The 18,237-nt window shown below is 57.6% G+C and carries 17 protein-coding genes and 2 pseudogenes; 6 read left to right on the top strand and 13 right to left on the bottom strand.

Annotated elements, in window-relative coordinates:
- Positions 1-49: 49 nt before the first annotated feature.
- From IDH41_RS02615 to IDH41_RS02605, 3 genes are read left to right on the top strand one after another with little or no spacing between them, the layout of a single operon-like run.
- On the top strand, positions 50-733 hold the full coding sequence (locus tag IDH41_RS02615) for a VOC family protein (protein ID WP_190858013.1): 684 nt from the start codon (positions 50-52) through the stop codon (positions 731-733).
- Positions 730-972, top strand: a complete 243-nt coding sequence (locus IDH41_RS02610; protein ID WP_190858011.1) for a hypothetical protein — start codon at positions 730-732, stop codon at positions 970-972. The genes IDH41_RS02615 and IDH41_RS02610 overlap by 4 nt, the downstream gene beginning before the upstream one ends.
- 53 nt (positions 973-1,025) lie before the next feature.
- Positions 1,026-1,985, top strand: coding sequence for a hypothetical protein (locus IDH41_RS02605; RefSeq protein WP_223829382.1), 960 nt, complete (start codon positions 1,026-1,028; stop codon positions 1,983-1,985).
- An 86-nt stretch (positions 1,986-2,071) separates the two neighbouring features.
- Here IDH41_RS02605 and IDH41_RS02600 read toward each other — a convergent pair whose 3' ends face one another.
- On the bottom strand, positions 2,072-4,630 hold the full coding sequence (locus tag IDH41_RS02600; protein WP_190858009.1) for a beta-mannosidase: 2,559 nt from the start codon (positions 4,628-4,630) through the stop codon (positions 2,072-2,074).
- Between the two features lie 389 nt (positions 4,631-5,019).
- Between IDH41_RS02600 and IDH41_RS02595 the strand changes: the two genes are divergently transcribed.
- Positions 5,020-5,199 (top strand): hypothetical protein, encoded by a 180-nt coding sequence (locus tag IDH41_RS02595; protein WP_190858007.1) that lies wholly within the window; start codon positions 5,020-5,022, stop codon positions 5,197-5,199.
- Positions 5,200-5,201: 2 nt separating this feature from the next.
- Positions 5,202-5,399 carry a type 1 periplasmic-binding domain-containing protein gene (locus tag IDH41_RS02590; RefSeq protein ID WP_190858005.1) on the top strand — a complete coding sequence of 66 codons (198 nt, stop codon included), beginning with the start codon at positions 5,202-5,204 and terminating at the stop codon, positions 5,397-5,399.
- Between the two features lie 14 nt (positions 5,400-5,413).
- Here the strand turns inward: IDH41_RS02590 and IDH41_RS02585 are convergent, their stop codons facing one another.
- From IDH41_RS02585 to IDH41_RS02565, 6 genes and pseudogenes are all read right to left on the bottom strand, one after another.
- Positions 5,414-6,304 (bottom strand): SDR family oxidoreductase, encoded by an 891-nt coding sequence (locus IDH41_RS02585; RefSeq protein WP_190858003.1) that lies wholly within the window; start codon positions 6,302-6,304, stop codon positions 5,414-5,416.
- 34 nt (positions 6,305-6,338) lie between these two features.
- Entirely contained in the window at positions 6,339-7,091 is a 753-nt protein-coding gene (locus tag IDH41_RS31890) for an HNH endonuclease (RefSeq protein WP_190858001.1), read from the bottom strand.
- Positions 7,092-7,559: 468 nt separating this feature from the next.
- Entirely contained in the window at positions 7,560-8,186 is a 627-nt protein-coding gene (locus IDH41_RS02575) for an FMN-dependent NADH-azoreductase (RefSeq protein WP_190857999.1), read from the bottom strand.
- A 146-nt stretch (positions 8,187-8,332) separates the two neighbouring features.
- Positions 8,333-8,545, bottom strand: a pseudogene (locus IDH41_RS32085) (response regulator transcription factor); the annotation flags it as partial.
- 60 nt (positions 8,546-8,605) lie between these two features.
- A pseudogene (locus IDH41_RS32080) lies at positions 8,606-9,010 on the bottom strand (response regulator); the annotation flags it as partial.
- 8 nt (positions 9,011-9,018) lie between these two features.
- Positions 9,019-10,671 carry a sensor histidine kinase gene (locus IDH41_RS02565; protein WP_190857997.1) on the bottom strand — a complete coding sequence of 551 codons (1,653 nt, stop codon included), beginning with the start codon at positions 10,669-10,671 and terminating at the stop codon, positions 9,019-9,021.
- A gap of 281 nt (positions 10,672-10,952) precedes the next feature.
- Between IDH41_RS02565 and IDH41_RS02560 the strand changes: the two genes are divergently transcribed.
- Positions 10,953-11,909 (top strand): ribose-phosphate diphosphokinase, encoded by a 957-nt coding sequence (locus tag IDH41_RS02560; RefSeq protein WP_190857995.1) that lies wholly within the window; start codon positions 10,953-10,955, stop codon positions 11,907-11,909.
- A gap of 89 nt (positions 11,910-11,998) precedes the next feature.
- On the opposite strand, the gene IDH41_RS02555 is transcribed toward IDH41_RS02560, so the two are convergent.
- From IDH41_RS02555 to IDH41_RS02530, 6 genes are all read right to left on the bottom strand, one after another.
- Positions 11,999-12,757 (bottom strand): DUF3891 family protein, encoded by a 759-nt coding sequence (locus IDH41_RS02555; RefSeq protein ID WP_190857993.1) that lies wholly within the window; start codon positions 12,755-12,757, stop codon positions 11,999-12,001.
- 42 nt (positions 12,758-12,799) lie between these two features.
- Positions 12,800-13,111: a chorismate mutase gene (locus tag IDH41_RS02550; protein ID WP_190857991.1), complete on the bottom strand. Its 312-nt coding sequence runs from the start codon at positions 13,109-13,111 to the stop codon at positions 12,800-12,802.
- A gap of 73 nt (positions 13,112-13,184) precedes the next feature.
- On the bottom strand, positions 13,185-14,267 hold the full coding sequence (locus IDH41_RS02545) for an LLM class flavin-dependent oxidoreductase (protein WP_190857989.1): 1,083 nt from the start codon (positions 14,265-14,267) through the stop codon (positions 13,185-13,187).
- Between the two features lie 166 nt (positions 14,268-14,433).
- Entirely contained in the window at positions 14,434-16,431 is a 1,998-nt protein-coding gene (locus tag IDH41_RS02540) for a beta-galactosidase (protein ID WP_190857987.1), read from the bottom strand.
- 43 nt (positions 16,432-16,474) lie between these two features.
- Positions 16,475-17,302 carry a carbohydrate ABC transporter permease gene (locus IDH41_RS02535; RefSeq protein ID WP_190857985.1) on the bottom strand — a complete coding sequence of 276 codons (828 nt, stop codon included), beginning with the start codon at positions 17,300-17,302 and terminating at the stop codon, positions 16,475-16,477.
- Complete coding sequence (locus IDH41_RS02530; RefSeq protein ID WP_190857983.1) at positions 17,299-18,183, bottom strand: carbohydrate ABC transporter permease; 885 nt, start codon at positions 18,181-18,183, stop codon at positions 17,299-17,301. Before IDH41_RS02530 ends, IDH41_RS02535 begins: the two co-directional genes overlap by 4 nt.
- Between the last annotated feature and the right edge of the window lie 54 nt (positions 18,184-18,237).

Here is an 18,237-nt window from a genome sequence, read left to right as displayed (position 1 = left end):
TGAAGGGATGGAAAGTGTAATTCCTTACGTGGCGTAAAGGTGTGATTATGTGAAAATACGAAGCGTGAAGCTGTTGACCGATAAGCTCGAGCGGTTGAAAACCTTTTACTCGCAGGTGCTCGGCTTGCCTGCAATAGATGAAGGCGAGCGTGCCTTCACCGTAGGCGCCGGTTCCTCGCAGCTGATCTTTGAGCAGGCATCCGCGGCAGGTGCAAGCCCTTATTACCATCTTGCCTTCGATATTCCAGCGAACAAAACGGAAGAAGCCTTATCCTGGTTGCAATCGCGCGGCATCCCGCTAAACCGGCTGTCCGGTGGCGAGCTTGTCGCGCAGTTCGAAGCATGGAATGCCGAATCCGTCTACTTCTACGATCCTGCCGGCAATATCGTTGAATTCATCGCCAGGCGCAACTTGAACCGCGTGTCGCATGACCCGTTTGCGCCGGGCAGCCTTCTGAACATTAGCGAGATCGGGCTTGCCGTACATGATGTGCCGCAGGCGAAAGCGCTCCTGGCTTCCCGCTTCGCTATCGGCGAATACCGGGACGGAAGCGACGATTTCGCCGCGCTTGGCGACGAGGACGGCTTGCTTATATTGTCTTCGCATAACCGGGTATGGCTGGGTTCCGATAAAGCGGCGTATCGTTTCGGGACGGAAGTCGTCATCGAAGGGGCGGGTCGCAAAGGGGAATTCGAGATGGACGGTTATCCTTATCGGATTGTTTCATTGTGAACAAGACCATTCTATCACTGCTCGTTTTCGTCCTTTCGTGCGTTGCGATGATCTTCTTATATATGAAGCGCATCCCGGTATACGTAACCTTTGCGGCTCTCAACTCAATTGCGATCATGGCAGCGATGGCGTTCAAAAGGATTCGCTTGCTTGATCTCATCGTCATTCTCATTTCGGCGCTTGCTGCTTATCTCGTCTCGGATTGGTTCTGCGACCGGTGGGTTATGTTTCCGCTTTAAGCTTTCATTTTTGCATCAACGATAAAAAAAGCAGCCATTGAAGGAGGTCACGCATGGACACAGCGTTGCTTGAAAGAGGACTCGCCGTCATCTCGCGGTGCAAGGAGCGGACCGGCGATATTTGGGAGGCTCATATCGGAGCGGCGGGAATTGCCGCCTATTTCTTGGTCAAGGAGAACGGATTCGGCGGAGAGCTCGCCGCCCGTATCGTCGCGCAGGCCGGGAATATGCTGGATGCGTATGCAGCCCCGCCGCCGGCCGGGGCGGTGCCCGATACCTCTCCGGCCGACGCCGAGCGGCTCATACTGGAAGCGCTGGAGCGTACGATCGACGGGCTGCACTGGGTCGGGCATAACGTCATTTATTCCGCGGTAAGCCTGATGGCGCTCCGCGAACTCGGCAACACCCGATCAAGGGCCGAGATCGACGGCATCGCCCGGCTCATCCTCTCGTTCGAGAAAACGATTCCCGGACGCTCCTGGATAGGCTACACCGCCTCGCAAGTCAAGCGGTTTACGATCGAGGAGAGCGATCATTTTCCCGACATCCGGAATGCCGCCCGGCTATCGGCCTTTATTCTGGACGAAGTTGCCGCCTTCCCGGTCATTTATCGGGCGGAAGCCCATCATGATTTGATCGGGCATATGCTGACTTCCTCCCATGCGCTTAACATTTTGTCCGACCTCGGCCACGAGGCTTATTTCAGGCGGGGACTCCCTCCCCTCATGAAGCTGGTCAAAGCGCTGCGCGCCGCCAGACAGGTCGATCTCGAACAGCCGCCGCCGCTGCATTCGCCCGTCGACCGTCTGCCGCTCGTCCAGGCAAGCCGGTCGGGCTGCCTGCCGCATGAAACGGCGTACTGGACGGCCGACTATGCGGGCCACGACTGGGATTACGGGCATGTGTTCAAATTTCCGTTCAGCTTCTATAACCATCTCAACCGGCTTCCCGGACCGGCACGAGGCGGCGATCGAAAATTTCCGTTACGTCGTCGCCAACCCTTCCTAGTTTAAAAATAAGCTTCGCATCAATCAAATAAGGGACCGTCGCCCGGCAGCTTGCGCCTTCGGGTTACGATCCCTTCGCTTTATTTTGCCAGTTAACCTTCCATCGTCCGTTCAAGCAAAAAATCGATCATCGAGCGAACCCGAATGCCGCCCGGCGAGGCAGGCTTGCTCAGCGCCTCCCCGGCTTCGCGGCGGCGGAACTCGATCGTCTTCTCGACGCCTGGAATGAGGTCGAAGAAGTTGTCCGAGAAAATGCCCGGCTCTTCGGCGGTCAGCCATACCTGCTTCGCGAGCGCGTCGGACTTCAGCGTGAACTTCGTCCCGCCGCTTCCTTCCGCTTCCTCGATCCGAATCTCGCTGGCGCCTAGAGCAAGCTCCTTCGCTTTGACGAAGTAGAACGCCTTGCCGTCCACCAATAGACCGTCCGCCCATAGCTCCGCGTGCAGCACGACGCTTCCCGCGTCGCGGCCGTTCAGCCACTCCCGCTCGTCGAAGGAGAAGACGACGGACGAGCTGTTGCCTTCGACCGATACGGACGCGACCTCCCGCTTCAGCTCGGCACCGGCAAAATCATGCAAAACGACCCGCAGCTCGCCGGACAGCGCGCTCAGCTCGTCGCGCACGACATGCGCCTCGACCCGTCCGCCATCGGTCCGGTCGAAGGAAACCATCGTGTCCTTGAAGCTGTTCATCGCGTAATACTGCATCGCCTTCCACTTGCCGTAGTAATCCATCCCCGACCAAGAAGCGACCGGCCAGCAGTCGTTCATCTGCCAATAGAGCGTACCCATGCAGTACGGCATCTTCCGGCGATGCGCTTCGATCGCGATTTTCATCGCTTCGGCCTGCAGCACTTGGCTCATGTACAGGAAGGACGGGAAGTCCTTCGGCTCGCTCATGTAAATGTCCATATACTCCTTGATCAGCCGGTTGCCGTCGCCGTTCTTCTGATGGGCGCGCATGACCTTCGAATCGAGCGCCAAATCGCTCTCCGTCGCGAACGTCATGACCGTATCGTATTCGGGGAACGACTGGAAGCCGTATTCGCTCATGAAGCGTCCGATCTTCACGTTGTAATTCTCGAACGGCTCGACCGAGTGCCAGACGCCCCAGTAATGGATGTCGCCTTCCGAGGAAAGCGGATGGGCATGCTGGCTCCTGTCCCCGGTCAACGAGACGAGCGGGGACGAAGGCCAGTAAGCCATTCCCGGCGCGCAAGCATCGACGACTTCGGGCAAAATCCGGTGGAATACGGCTTCGTAATCGGCCCAAATCTTCTTGCGCTGCTCCGCCGTGTAATTTTTCTTCCAGCCCCACCCTCCGTTCTCCTCGTACTCGGACCACGCGGAGTCGATCTCGTTATTGCCGCACCAGAGCACGATGGACGGGTGGTTGCGCAGCCGCTTCACGTTCTCTTCCGCCTCGGCGCGGACGTTGCTTAGGAACGCTTCGTCGCCCGGGTACATGCTGCACGCGAACATGAAGTCCTGCCAGATTAGAATGCCGTATTCGTCGCATAGCTCGTAGAACGCCGGCTGCTCGTAAATGCCGCCGCCCCATACGCGCAGCATATTCATGTTCGACTCGGCCGCCGTCGCGATCTCGTGCCGGTAGCGCTCCTCGGTCACTTCCGTAAGGAAGCTGTCGTTCGGAATATGGTTCGCCCCTTTGGCGAACACGGGCACGCCGTTCAGCTCAAAGTAGAAGCTCGCTCCCGCCGCGTCCTTATCCCGGACAAGCCGTACCGAACGCAACCCTGTGCGAGCCGAACCGGCGGCAACCATCTCCGCCCCGCGGTACAGCTCCGCCTTGATGACGTACAAGTAAGCTTCCCCCAAGCCTCGGCTCCACCACAGCTTCGGCCCGATGATCGTCGCCGGAATTTGCACGACGTTCGTTCCGCGCTTCAAGCTGACCGCTTGTTCCCAACAATGTCCTTCCGCGCTCAGCCGGACGACGCTGTCGAAATCCCGATCGGCCTCGATCGTAACGCCGACCGTTAATGCGGCTTCCTCAACGGTGACGCGGTCCTGCCGCACGAAGACGTCGCTCACTTTGGCGTCCGACCAGCCTTCGAGCCTCGCTTCGCGCCAGATGCCGCTCGTCACGAACCGCGGGCCCCAATCCCAGCCGTAGTGGTACGGCGCTTTGCGGGCGAAGACGCTTATTTTGTCTTCCCCAAGCCCGCCAAGCTCGGATTGATCGTTAGACGCCGGCAAGTTGTAGCCGAGCTTCTTGATCTTGGGCAGGTCCTCGCTTACCGGCGAGCGGAACCGGACCGTCAGCACGTTGTCCTTCTCCGTTACGATCCCCAACACGTCCGCCTTCCACGTTCTGAACATGTTGTCCGCGGACAGCACATGCTTGCCGTTCAGGTAGACATCCGCATACGTGTCCAGACCGTCGAATACGAGCTGCAGGTTCGAAGAGGCGAGCATGCCTCCGTCCGCGTCGAAGCGGGTTTCATATTCCCAGTCAAGCTTGTCGATCCACTGCAAATCATGCTCGTTCGTCGCGCGGAACGGATCGGCGATCGTGCCGCAGCGAAGCAGATCGGTATGGACGCAGCCCGGCACGACCGCATCCATCCATTTTTCGTCCTTGCACGCTTTAAACTTCCAGTTGCCCAGTACTTGTTTGTTCTCTCCCATAGCTTCCTCCCGTGAGGCCCGCTCCGGCAGCCGGCCTGTCCTTGCTTCCAATTTGCTCCAACCGCGCTACACCTGTTTTGCATACCATTTGTTATTCACATCCTACCTTTTAACATAACAAACAATAGCATCAATCCATATTTCGGTCAATTGTTTTTCTTGTTAGGTACATTGAGAAAGAAGGCCAGTAGGAGATACTGTTTCCTATTCCAAATTACAATTCCTCTCAAAGAGTGCACCTTGCTCGAAGAGCACCCTGCTCGCAATATCATGAAATCCCTTTTTAACCTAACAAAATGTTAGGATATATTGAACGCATAACAACCTAACAAGACAAACAGACCCTATGAATTAAAAGTAATTGAAAATAAAGATAGAGGATGATCATCGTGCGAAGCAAAGTGACGATCCAGGAAATCGCGGATGCCCAAAGCTGCTACGAACGTTGGCTCGGCTTCGGCGCCGCCCTCCAAGCGCACAAAATAGCCCAGAAACAAATCCCTGAGCTTCTCGATCATGACCTGAACGATTATTACGTTTCCTACACGTCGATGCGTTCGCGCGGTTAGGCGTGAACGCATCCGACACATGCGTCTTCACCGGCTTCGACAACACGGACCCGTCGCTGCCGAGCAAAGCAACCGTGAACGTCGACAAGGAGCTGTTCGGACGCAGGTCGGTATACCAATTGCTGTGGCGGATTCTGAATCCGAATTCGTGCTACGAGAAAAAAATGATTTTGGGCGATGTGATAGTTAAAGACTTGTAGCAGCCGCTAGCCGGTCAAAGACCGAAAAATTCGCCGCCGTTGACATGAACGGTTTGCCCGACCATGTACGACGAATCGTTGGAAGCCAAATATAAGTATGCGGGCGCCAGCTCCATCGGCTGCGCCGAGCGTCCGATCGGCACATCCCTTCCGTACGTGGCGTACACTTCGGGAGGCAGCGTCGCAGGGATAAAAGGGGTCCACGTTCTTCCGGGCGCGACCGCGTTGACCCGGATCCCCCTTTCGATCAGCGTAACCGCCAGCGAGCGCGTAAAAGCGCATACCGCGCCTTTGCTGGCCGAATAATCGATGAGCCCCTTAAAGCCTTCGACCGCGGCGATCGAACTCGTATTGATGATCGCGCTTCCCGGCTTCAGATGGGGCACGGCCGCTTTGGCGAAATAGACGTAAGAAAACAGATTCGTTCTGAACGTACGTTCCAGCTGCGCCGCGGAAATCTGTTCGATGTCGAATTGAACGTGCTGTTCCGCCGCGTTGTTGACCAATAGGTCGATCCGTCCGAGCTCGGCCAGCACCCGCTGGACGGCGTGCCTGCAGAAGGCTTCGTCCCCCACGTCTCCGGCGATCGCGAGGCTTCTGCGGCCCAATTGCCGGATCCTTTCCGCCGTTTCCTCGGCATCCCCGTGCTCGTTCAAATAAACGAACGCGATATCCGCGCCTTCCTTGGCGAACAGATAAGCGACGGCGCGGCCGATCCCGCTGTCTCCGCCGGTAATGAGGGCCACCTTGTTCCATAATTTGCCGGTTCCGACCCATTCGGGGTTTTCCGACAACGGCCTGGGCACCATTATCGATTCGATGCCGGGCTGCCCGGGCTGGTATTGCGGCGGAAATTCAATGGGCATCTCATCGCACTTCGTAACGCTCCCGTAATACGGCTGCATGCTTTGTCCCCCATATCAAGGATTTACTTACATACTATTCCATATTAAAGGCAGTGTTACCAGAGAGTGATTCATTCCGTTCCATAAATCGCTCGATATCCTGGTCAGCCTTCGATTGGTTGCATGCGTTACAGGCGCATACGCAGTTATCGGGCGTCGTGTGCCCGCCCTTCGCCCTCGGCAGCATATGATCGATCGTATCGCCCGGCTCGCCGCAAAAGTAGCAGGTGTAGTTGTCCCTCTCCAAAATGTACCTGCGAAAGTCTTTGTTGCTGTATAATCGCCTGATCGTAGACCGATTCACGAGCACGGCCATGCGTTCCTTGACGAGCGTCATCGCGAGCTCCAAATCGATTTCTTGACGCCATCTCCGTCCTTTGTCCGTGCGGCCGTGCATCCAGACCGTACCTTTGCGCGTCGTATTCAGCATGGCCGCTTCTTCCGCCGCCTGCGCGCCAGAACGCAGCAGCGGCTTTGGCGCCTTCCTGGCCGCGCCGCGGGCACGCGCGCCCGCGCGAGGCGCGTGCCTGTGAGGGCGTTCCCGCTTCGCTTGAGCCGAAGGAGCGGTTTGGACGGGTTGAATGGTTCTCAGCGGAGGCTGTTTCAGCGGGGGCTCCCCGTTCTTGCGGCACTCCCGGCATGTGCCCCTGCGCGCGCCAGCGCCGGACCGCCTGCCGGTTCTGCGCAAAAAGGACGAAATCGGCTTGCTCTCGCCGCATATTCTGCATAATTTTGTTGATTTCTGTTCCGTTCCCTGTACCGGGGCGTCTTCTCCTTCAACGTTCACGCGCGTTTCCCCTCAACGTTTTTCTATCATTGTAGCATTAATTCGACGCGCAAGCGAAGCCTGGTTGTCTAATTTGCCGAATCCCCGCTCGCTTGCTTTGCGTAATATAGACACCCCGGCACGGTTCCCCTTCTTCGCCAACGTTTTTCTGCGGGATGGCTTGCTAATTTCAAAAAATGAAACTGTTTCGCTTTTTCAGCATTTTGAAACCGATTTAGTTCACTATTTGAATTTATACGGCGCCAATAGGCCCTCCTCGTTCGGTAAAAGCCAGATTGTTTCAATATTTGAAATTAAAAATCACTTTTTCCTCCTTCATTCGCTTTTAATTTCAAATTTTGATTCAAATCCCAATCGGCTACTGCCCCGGAAAAGGTGGATAACGACCTCATGCTAACCATTGAACGACAAAAAAATAGCGGTGCCGGGAGTTCATCCCTTGGCACCGCCATTTCTTTTTGTCGCGTCTTAGAATCCGACCGCCGCTTTCTCGGCTTGCGCTACGCCGTCCGCGATAATCGTTTCCGCTTTGTCTTGGAACTGGTTATGGCCTTCGACGATGATACTCTCCAGGTTTTTGACGCCGAAGAAGCCCATCACGTTGCGAATGAAGTTGTAGGACATTTCCGCCGCCACCATGGGGCCTTCGGAATAGACGCCGCCGCGCGCGCTGAGCAGCGCGACTTTTTTGTCCGGAATGAGCCCTACCGGACCTTCGGACGTATAGCTGAACGTTTTGCCGGCTTGGGTAAGGTAATCGATGTACGTATGAAGAACGGCCGGCACCGTGAAGTTCCACAGCGGGAAGGCAAATACGACCTTGTCGGCTGCCAGGAATTGATCGATGTACTTGCTGGAAACCGTAACCGCCGATTGCTCTTCCGGCGTCAGGTCATAGCCGCGCGCCGCCTTGAAATTGCCGTTGATCATGTCGGCGTTCATATAGGGCAGCTCCTCCTGGAATAAATCGAGCTCGATAATCGTATCCTGAGGATGACTCGCTTTGTAGCTGTCCAGGAAAGCGTGATATAGTTTGACGCTGACGGCTTGCTCGATCGCGCGATCGTTTGCTTTGACGAATAATACGGTACTCATAGTAGGTTTCCCTCCGCAAATTTAATTTACTTTTTGTAAGTACCTTTATTGTATTTAGTTTTGATGCGCGCGACATCGGCAATTAGACGGAAATATCGGCTTAAATCATCCGCCGAAGGCGGAGGACCGGTCTTACGTCCATCGTCTTACGACTCCTGCCCGTCCGAGCCCAGGGCATGCACCGCATAGAGAGCGGCCTGCGTCCGGTCCGACAAATTCAGCTTGCCGAGAATGCTGCTCACATGCGATTTCACCGTTTTCTCGGCGACGGTAAGCGCCCCGGCGATCTCTTTGTTGCTCATGCCTCTGGTCAGCAGGCGAAGCACCTCCATCTCCCGGGGGGTCAGCGATTCCGCGAGACCGCGGACAGGCTGCTCGGGCAGCGGCTTCGTCTCCGCCGCAGAGGCGGAGGAAGGCGTCAGAAGCGCGCTTGCAATATCCGGATGAAGCTGGATATTGCCCTTATAGGCGCTGCGGATCGCTTCGGCCAGCTGGTCCGGCTCGACGTCCTTCAGCATGTAGCCGATCGCTCCCGCCTGCAGCGCGGGCATGATATGGCTCCGGTCGGAGAAGCTCGTCAGAACGAGCACCTTAATGTCCGGATTCCGCTGGGCGATCAGGTTGCTCGCCTCGATGCCGTCCATGATCGGCATATTCAGATCCATCAATATAATGTCCGGCTGCAGCTCGGCCGCCTTCTCGACCGCTTCCTTGCCGTTATGCGCTTCGCCGACCAGCTCGAAGTCCGGCTGCATGGCCAGGAAGAACGATATGCCCTTCAATACGATTTGATGATCGTCCACAAGCAATATTTTTATTTTCATGCTGCTCCTCAATCCTCTTCCCATGCTTCCGGGCTGCTCCCGACCGGTATCGTCGCCTTGACGATAGTCGGTTTCCCGAAGCCGCTCGTAATCGTCAGTTCCCCGCCGAGCGTCTCTGCCCTCTCGCGCATCGTCAGCATGCCCATCGTCAGCCTGCCCTTCTGCGTCTCTTCGGCAAACCCTCTGCCTCTATCGGCAATTTCCAAGCTTGCGTACTCCTCGGTCCTCACCAAATGAATGAACACCGTATTCGTGCCCGCATGCTTCTTCACGTTGTTCAGCGCTTCTTGCCCGATGCGCCATAACGCCTCCTCGATCGCGCGCGGCAGCTCCCGCACGCCCGTCGCCTGCTCGAACACCGTCAGCTCCATGCTGCCCGCGTATTGCTTGAGCGCCGTGAGCAGCCCATGTTCGAGTCCGGCCGGGCGCAGCTGCCAGATGAGGGTTCGCATTTCCTTGAGCGCTTCCTGCGACAGAAGCCGGATCTCTTGCAGAGACCGCTCCACGACCGGTTCTTTGCCGGCGATCACCGTCTCCGCTCCTTTGGCGAGGAAGGACAGCGAGAATACTTTCTGAATGACCGAATCGTGCAAATCCCGCGCGACCCGGTTGCGTTCCTCCATCCGCGCAAGCTCGCGCCGCTGCTCGTAGACGCGCAGGTTCTCGACGCTCAGCGTGAAGTGGTCGCCAAGCGAATACATGAAATCCTCGTAGAAGTCGTCGAACTGATGCATCATGGGACTGCTGATGAACAGCACGCCGATCGAGCGGTTCCGGATGCGGAGCGGGACCGCGGCGGCCGACGCGAACGGCGGAATGCCGATCGGCGACAAGGAGCCGCACTGCTCCGAATGGTGGTCGGACAGGATGATCAGCCGATTTTCCCGAAAAGCCGCTCCGACCGGTCCCGCTTGATCGACCTCCATCGTCTTCCATTCCTTCTTCACTTGATGATCCGTATAATGCGCCCGGAGCGAGAGCTTCTGCTGCTCGTAAATAAAGAGCGCGACATGCTCCCAGCCGAACGTCTCGCCGATCAGCTTGACCGCGAGCAAGGGCAGCTGGTTAATGTCCTCGAAGGCGTTAAGCTGCTGAATGACGTCGCCGAGCTTGGCATAGAGACCCGCGTTCTTCTCCTGCGCCTGATAGAGTCGGACCCGCTTCATCGCCGTGCCGATCTGATACGCGACCGCTTCGAGCAGCGACAGCTCTTCCTCGGTGAAATGCTCCCTTCCGGCTTCCGCCACGTTAAGCAGGCCGAAGCGATCGCCCCCCGCTTTGAGCGGCACGGTGGCATGATGGGTAATCCCCCCGGTATCGCCAAGCCTCTGCTCGGCGGCATAGACGATGCGGGAGCACTCGACGATATTGACGGCCCGGTCCAGCTTGTCCTGAATAAACCGGGTGACGCACCAGCAGCCGGAGCCGCACATGACCGACCGGTTATCCGCGTTCAACGCCTCGGGAAGCTCATGCGCCACGACGCACCGGATATCGCATTTCTCGTCGTTCATGAAGATCCAGCCGGTGGAGAACCCCGTCACCTGCAGCAGCTTGGCAAGGACGTCGTTCAACATTTGCTCCATATCGTTCGTGCCGTTCAGCGTCTCGGCGATTTCCTTCAGCGCGATCAGCTCGTAGGCTCTTATTTCCCGCGACATGACGTCACTTCCCTTCCGTATTCCCATTATACACCTATCGGTTCCGTGCCATAAGGCGCGGCATGCCAAGTCCAAGGACAGCGGACCGATAGCCGATCAAATGCCGACCATCAAGCATTACGCCGACCGCGTTCGCGGCCTCGCTTGCTTCGAGGCCGCCCTCCGGCAGCGCTTCGATACGCCCCTTCCTGCCGCACGTTCTTATCGGTTGACGGATTCGTTTGTTCTCCAGGGCCAATTTTTGTTATGATGGTGTAAAGAATTGGTGCTAGGAGGCAATTATGCAAAAGGTAAAAATATTTTCGGGCTCGTCGAACCGGCCGCTCGCGGAGGCGCTCTGCCGGCAGCTTGAGCTCCCGTTGGGGGACGTAGCCATATCCAGACAGGAGAGCGGAGAAATCCACGTCTCCTACCGGGAAGCGATCCGAACCTGCGACGTGTTCATCGTGCAGTCGCTGTCCCACCCGGTCAACGAGCATCTGATCGAGCTGCTCGTTATGATCGACGCGGCCAAGCGGGCGTCGGCCAAGACGATCAACATCGTCATGCCTTATTACGGCTACGCCCGTCAAGAGAGAAAATCGGCGCCGCGCGAACCGATTTCGGCCAAGCTCGTCGCCGACGTGCTTACGACCGTCGGAGCGAACCGGATCATCACGGTCGATTTGCATGCGGATCCGATTCAAGGCTTCTTCGATATTCCGGTCGACCATCTGACGGCGCTTGACCTGATCATCGACTATTTAGGAAGCCAAAGCATCCATAACCCGGTCGTCGTCTCCCCCGACGCCGGACGCGCGACGACGGCCGAGAAGCTGGCCGGGCTGCTCGACTGCCCGTTCGCCATTATGATCAAGAACCGTCCGGCCCACAACCAATCGGAAATTACCCATATTATCGGCGACGTGGAAGGCATGACGCCGATTATTATCGAGGACTTGATCGATACCGGCAGCACGATCGTCAACGTAGTCGAGGCGCTCAAGAAGAAGGGCGCGCATGACGCGTTCATCTGCGCGACGCACGGCCTGTTCTCCGATAACGCGCTCAAGAAGCTGAGTCACCCGAATATCCGGGAGGTCGTCATTACGGATACGATCTCGATCGACGATTCGCGATCCGGCAAGTTCGTCGTGCTGCCGATCTCGCCGCTGCTCGGCACGGCGATCAAGATCATCACCGAGGGCGGCTCGATCGCGACGCTGTTCAAGTCGGACAGCAAGAAAATAAGCGGCTGACGGAAGAAGGTTCCTCCTTCGCCGGCCGACAAACAAAACACCGCCAACGGCAGCCGATGAGCGCGGCCGCGGGCGGTGTTTCTTGTCTCTTATCGCGCTTGACGGAACAGCAAGCCGTGCTTGCGCGGCGTTGCCCTTCGGTAAGCCTCCGAAATTCCCCATTTGGCGACATCGGCCTTGCTTACCTCCCTATAGACGATTGACGTCTCCACCTCGCGCATGAGGGGATAAGGTGCCAGCGCGATCGTATGCTCGTCCGTCCAATCCGCGGCAAGCGTCGTTTGGCCCGGCGGGCCGAACCAGTAGGCGAAGCCGCCGGCGAACCACTCGTAACGCGACCTGTTCGTGCCGGGCGCTTCCATGCACGCGAACAAGGACAGCTCGTCGCACAGCAGCAGCGCTTTCGCATGCGTCTGAAGCAGCTTCACGTCGACGCCCAGCTTCTCGATAATCGCGCTTTGCCGCGCGAATTCACGTTCGACGAACGGCACCGTGTCTTCGTTTCGTATTCGCTCGGCCAGCGTCGTGTACAGAATGCTGCCGAGCAGGGCGGCGTACTCGCTCGATCGCTGAAGGTCGTCGAGCGCCCGTTCGTAGAACACGAACCGGATGTTGCCCGGGTAGTCGCGGAACGTATACGGGCTGCCCGCCGCGTCGTTCCAAAGCGGCACCCGGTCCAGCTCGAGCCAGCTGGCGTCATGCTCGTAAGCGGCTCTCGTCATTTCGTCCCGCAGCGCTTCGCCGCCGAACAGCTCGCCCCGCCAAGCCGAAGCAAGGTCGCCGGAAATCCGGGCGTGATCGTGCTGTGCAATGAGAACGTAAGCATCATCCTTCTCGTATACAATCATCGTTGCCGCCCTCCTCCCAAGCCTGAGCTCGGATTATCGCGCTTACGAGGCGCCGATCCGGTTCCGTTCCTCGTATGTCCGCCTTAGCTCCGAATGACGCGAAATGACGATGTCCATCAAGCATCTGTAAATCGCCGTTGCGTAATCCGGATTTAACGAAACGTCGTTCGACAACCGCGCGATTTTCTCGAATTGCTTCGATTCGCGCAGCGAATCCTGCGGCTCCAGCCGATTCGCCGCCTTGTAGAGTCCGACATCCTCCGTCAACTTAAACCGTTCGGCTAACAGCGCGATAATTTCCGTGTCCAACCGGTCGATGTCCCGTCTTAATTCATCCAGTCTGGAAGATTCCATGACTCTCTCCCTTGTTTTTGATTTCCTATCATTGTACCATCTTCCACGGCCGCATGACCATACTTGGACCGGCTTAACGTTTCTTCTTCAGCTCCCGCCGCACGATCGGCGCGACTTCGGCCGCCAGCAGCTCGATCGAGGCCGCGATCTTCCGAAGCGGCATGCCGCCGATATCGAATTGGGCCATAAAGCGGGTATGGCCGAACAGCTCGTGCTGCGCCAATATTTTCTCGGCGATCTGCTCCGGGCTGCCGACGGCAAGCGCGCTTGCGGGATCGGCAAGACGCTCGAACCTCTCCCGGGTTAACCGGTCGCCGCGCGCCTGCCCTCCCATGAATCGCCAGTCGTAATTGGCGTAATAGGGGTAGTATTCGTCTTTCGCCCGCTCGGGCGTGTCCGCGATATGCCCGTGGCTCGTAATCGCGACCTTGAGGCTGCCGGACGGATGCCCCGCTACCGCCGCGGCGGTCCGGTACGCGTCGACGAGCGGCTTGAATCTCGCCGGATCGCCTGCCAGGATGGCCAGCGCCATGCCCGCCCCATGACGTCCGGCCAGCGCCGCGCTTTCCGCCGTCCCTCCAACGCCGATCCATAGCGGGATGCGCGGCTGTAAGGGCCGCGGGGCGATCTCGGCGTCCCGAAGCGGCGAACGGAGCTTGCCGCTCCACGTCGCCCGCTCGCTCTCGCCCAGCCGCTGCAGCAGGTCGAGCTTCTCCCGGAACAGCTCCTTGTACTGCTTGAGCTTGTACCCGAACAGAGGAAAAGATTCCAAATAGGCGCCCCTGCCCGCGATCATCTCCGCCCGGCCGTCCGACAGCAGGTCGAGCGTCGAGAAATCCTCGAACACCTTGACCGGATCCGACGTGCCGAGCACGGTGGTGGCGCTTGTTAGCCGAATGCGGTTCGTCGCCTGCGCGATCGCGGCAAGCACGACCGGAGGCGACGATACGGCGAAATCGAGGCGGTGATGCTCGCCGACGCCGAATACGTCGATGCCTGCTTCGTCAGCCAGCTTGGCCGCCGCCACGATCTCCTTCATCCGCATCGCCGCGCTTGCCGTCGCCCCGGTCACGGGGTCGGCGCTTATATCCCCGAGCGTATATATGCCGAACTCGAACGATTGTTCTTGCTGCAAACCGTCATGCTGCCCTCTCATTCCAGTATCCTCTCCTTCATGCGAAACAACGTGCTGCTAGTATTATATAAGGCTGGACGGTCCATCGTGATTTCGCCGAGCCGTCAACCTATCCTATGCTAAACTTCCGTTCGTCTATCAAAAATAGCCGGAGCGACCTCGCCGCCCCGGCTTCTCAATCGAACTTCTATTCCTTAATAATCAACACGCCCCAAGGCGCAAGCTCCAGCCTCTGCCCGCTTGCGACCGCGGCGCCGCCGAGCAGCTCGATGCCCGCTCCGTGCGGATAGACGAAGGTGGCCTCGTCGCCCGAATAGTTGAAATAGTAGCGGATCTTCCTGCCTTCCGCGTTCGTGCCCGATCTTGCAATGACCGGGAATGCCAGCTCCTGATCGGCTCCGCCCAGCCCCGCCTCGCGGACGGCGCCTTCCAATATTCGGCTGACGACGGCGGCTCCGGGCATGCAGCCGATATAGGTCGCCGTCCCGCTGCCGTATCGGTTGCGCGTCACGGCCGCGTATTCGCCCCAATGCGGATGATCGTAGTACGCCAGCGCTTCGGCCGTCGTCGGGGTGATCAGCTCCATCCACGATTCTGCGCGCGTCTCCCCGTCCATGCCCGCAACCAGCTCGCCCTTAAGGCCGACCCTGTTCGGCGTGACGAACATGCTGTACGTCATGCCGCATGCCTCATGGATAATGCCGGGCTGTTCGGATGCGCGAACCTTGATCCGCTCGTCGGCGAAGCCGCTTTTGAACGAATAGACGACATGGCCGCCGCCTCTGACGTAATCGTTAAGCCTCTCCAGGCAATCGTCGGCCACGGCATAGAGCGCGGGAACGACAATAAGCTTATAAGCGTTCAGACGGTCCGACGACGGCTGAATAAAATCGCATTCCACGTTCATCTTGAACAGCTCGTCGTACAAGGCGCGCACGACGTCGTTATACGTCCGGCCGTCCGGCAGCTTGAACCATTCCATCGCCGTCAGCGCTTCGTTGCTGACCATCACCGCGACTAGATTGCTCTTCTTCAAATTCAGGAGGTCGCCGCTCAGGCGGGCGAAATCGGCTCCGATCGTCTTCGCTTCGTTATAGACCGGATTCGGCTTGAAATCGTGGCTGAGCAGACCCTTCCAATACGTCTCGAACGAATTGTGGATGGAATGCCAGTGCCAGTAAGCGACCATGTTCGCGCCCGACGCCAGATGGCTGAACGCTTGCAGGCGCAGCTGGCCCGGATACGGAGTCCAATGCGGAAAAGCTTGCGCCTGCGTCTCGAGCACCAGGTAGCCGCGGCCCTTCAGCGAACGCGTCATGTCGCCGCCGAAGGCGATCTCGATGCCGGTCAGCTCGTCCTGCGACGGATGGTAAATATCGACGCCGGCTACGTCGAACGGCTCCGACGCGGCGAAGTGGTCGATCGCCGGCTGAACGCCGTACGAATAGCCGCGCCATTCGAAATCGAAGTTTTGCGTGACGAACTGGCCGGGCCGCTTGTATTCGTTCACGATCGCAGCCTGCCACGCGAGAAAATCGGCCGCCAGCTTGCGCTGGAACTTGGCGAATTCCGCGCCGAGGCTGCCGTTGATCGTGCCGACGACGGAAGGGAAGTCCTCCCACGCATTGATCCGGTTGCTCCAGTAGTCAAGGCCGAATAACCGGTTCACCTCATCGAGCGATCCATAAGTATCCCTCATATATTTCACGAATAGCAATTGCACGTTCGGCCCGGCCGTGTCGTAATGCTTCGTCTCGTTGTCCGTCTGGTAGCCGATGACGGCCGGATGGCCGCATACGCGGCCGATCAGCTTGCGGATGATGCGCTCGGCGTAGAACAGGTAAGCCGGGTTTGCGATGTCCATAATTTGGCGCGCTCCGTATTTGCCGGGTCCGCGCGCCGTGACCGCCAGTACGTCGGGATGCTCCTTCGCCATCCAGGTCGGCACCGCGTAGGTCGGCGTGCCGACGATGACGCGAATGCCCGCTTCGTGCATGGCGTTCAGCACCCTGTCGACGGAAGAGAAGTCGAATACGCCGTTTTGCGGCTCATGCGTGCTCCAGGTGGACTCCGCGATCCGCACGACGTTAATGCCCGCTTCCTTCATCATCCGGATATCCTCGTCCAGCCGGTCGTAAGGCATATATTCGTCGTAATAAGCGACGCCGTACAATAATTCCTTCATAACGAGCAGCCCCTTCATAATCGGATCGTGTCTTGCGGCACCGTCAGCCTTTGACCGCGCCCTCGGCAATGCCGTGCATAATGAACTTTTGGAAGAACGAATAAATGACGATGACCGGAATCGCCGTCAGCACCAGCGAAGCCAGAATAAGCGACCAGTCTTTGTTGTACTCGCCGAACAACGTATTCGTCGATAAGATAAGCGTAAAATCGCTCGAATCCGTCAGCATGAGCAGCGGCAGCAGGAAGTCGTTCCAAATCCACAGAAAATCAAGAATCGCGATCGTGACCGTAATCGGGACGAGGAGCGGGAAGATGATCCGGAAGAAGGTCTGAAATTCATTGCAGCCGTCGATCTGCGCGGCCTCCTCCAGCTCCCTCGGAATCGACTTCACGAACCCGTGATACAGGAAGATGGCCATATTGACGCCAAGCCCGATATATATGATCGCCAATCCGTACGTGCTGCCTTGAACCGATAAGGATTTGGCCATTCTTGTCAACGGAATCATAATCGAATGAAACGGAACGAGCATGGACGCGACGAACAGGAAAAAAATAAGATTGCTCAGCTTGCCGTGGGTACGCGACAGCTTGTAGCCCGCCAGAGCGGCGCACAGCACGATGCCTCCGATGCCGAGCACCGAAATAATGACCGAATTGAGCGTGCTGCCGAGCAGGTTGATTTTTTCAAAGGCGTCGGCATAGTTGCCGAAATGAATTTCCGTCGGCAGCGCGACGAACGAGCGGAACATTTCGCCTTGCGTCTTGAAGGAATTGATGACGGCCAGGTAGATCGGAAAGAACGATACGGCCGCGCCGATCGAAAGCATGACGGTAATGAGCAGGGAGGTTGTTTTACTCGGTTTCATGCTTCCACCTCTCTTTTCTTCATGACGCGAATTTGGATGAACGTGAAAATAAGGATGATTACGAACAGGATAACCGACTTGGCGCTTGCGTAGCCGTACCGGAAATTGTTCGAGAACGCCTCCTCGTAAATATTCATCGTAATGACCTGCGTGCTGCGGCCCGGTCCGCCGCCCGTCAAGCCGTATACGACCTCGAACACTTTGAACGCGCCGTTCAGCGTCAAGAAGAAGCAGATCGTAATCGCGTGCGTGATCATCGGCAGCGTCACGTTGCGGAAGGTTTGAAGCGGCGTCGCGCCGTCAATGAGCGCGGCTTCCTTCAAGCTTTGCGGCACGCCCTGCAGACCGGCCAAATAGATGATCATCATATAGCCGACGCCGTTCCAGAGCGAAACGATCAGGATGGAGTAGAACGAAACGTTCGGGTCTCCGATCCAGGCTTGATCCAGAAAGGCGATCGCCGTCTTCTCGGCCAGCTGCGGCAGCACCTGGGCGAATACGAACGTCCACATGAACGCGCTGATAATGGTGCTGATCATGTTCGGCATGAAGAAGACCGTGCGGAAGAAGCCCTTGCTCCTGCGCCGCGATTCGATGAATACGGCCAGCGCCAGCGCGAATACGTTCTGAAGCACGATCATGAACAGCACGTATTTTAACGTGAACCACAGCGAGCCGATGAAATCGGGGTCCTCGCTTAGCGCTTCGGCGAAGTTGCCGAAGCCGATGAATTCGTAGCTTCTGTTAAGGCCATTCCAATCGGTGAAGCTGTAGTACATGCCGCCGATCGTCGGAATGAGCAGAAATACGGCGTATAACACAAACGCGGGCGCGACAAACCCGAATAATGAAACATATTTTTTGTAGCTCTTAACCGGCACTTGTGCTCGCTCCTTCCCTGATCCGTATCAACATCAAACCGGGAGTCAGGCCAG

The organism is Paenibacillus arenilitoris, assembly GCF_014705655.1.
In the GTDB taxonomy this organism is placed as follows: Bacteria; Bacillota; Bacilli; order Paenibacillales; family Paenibacillaceae; genus Pristimantibacillus; species Pristimantibacillus arenilitoris.
Note: the sequence above shows the minus strand (reverse complement) of the source record. Positions and strands in the feature narration are given on the sequence as shown.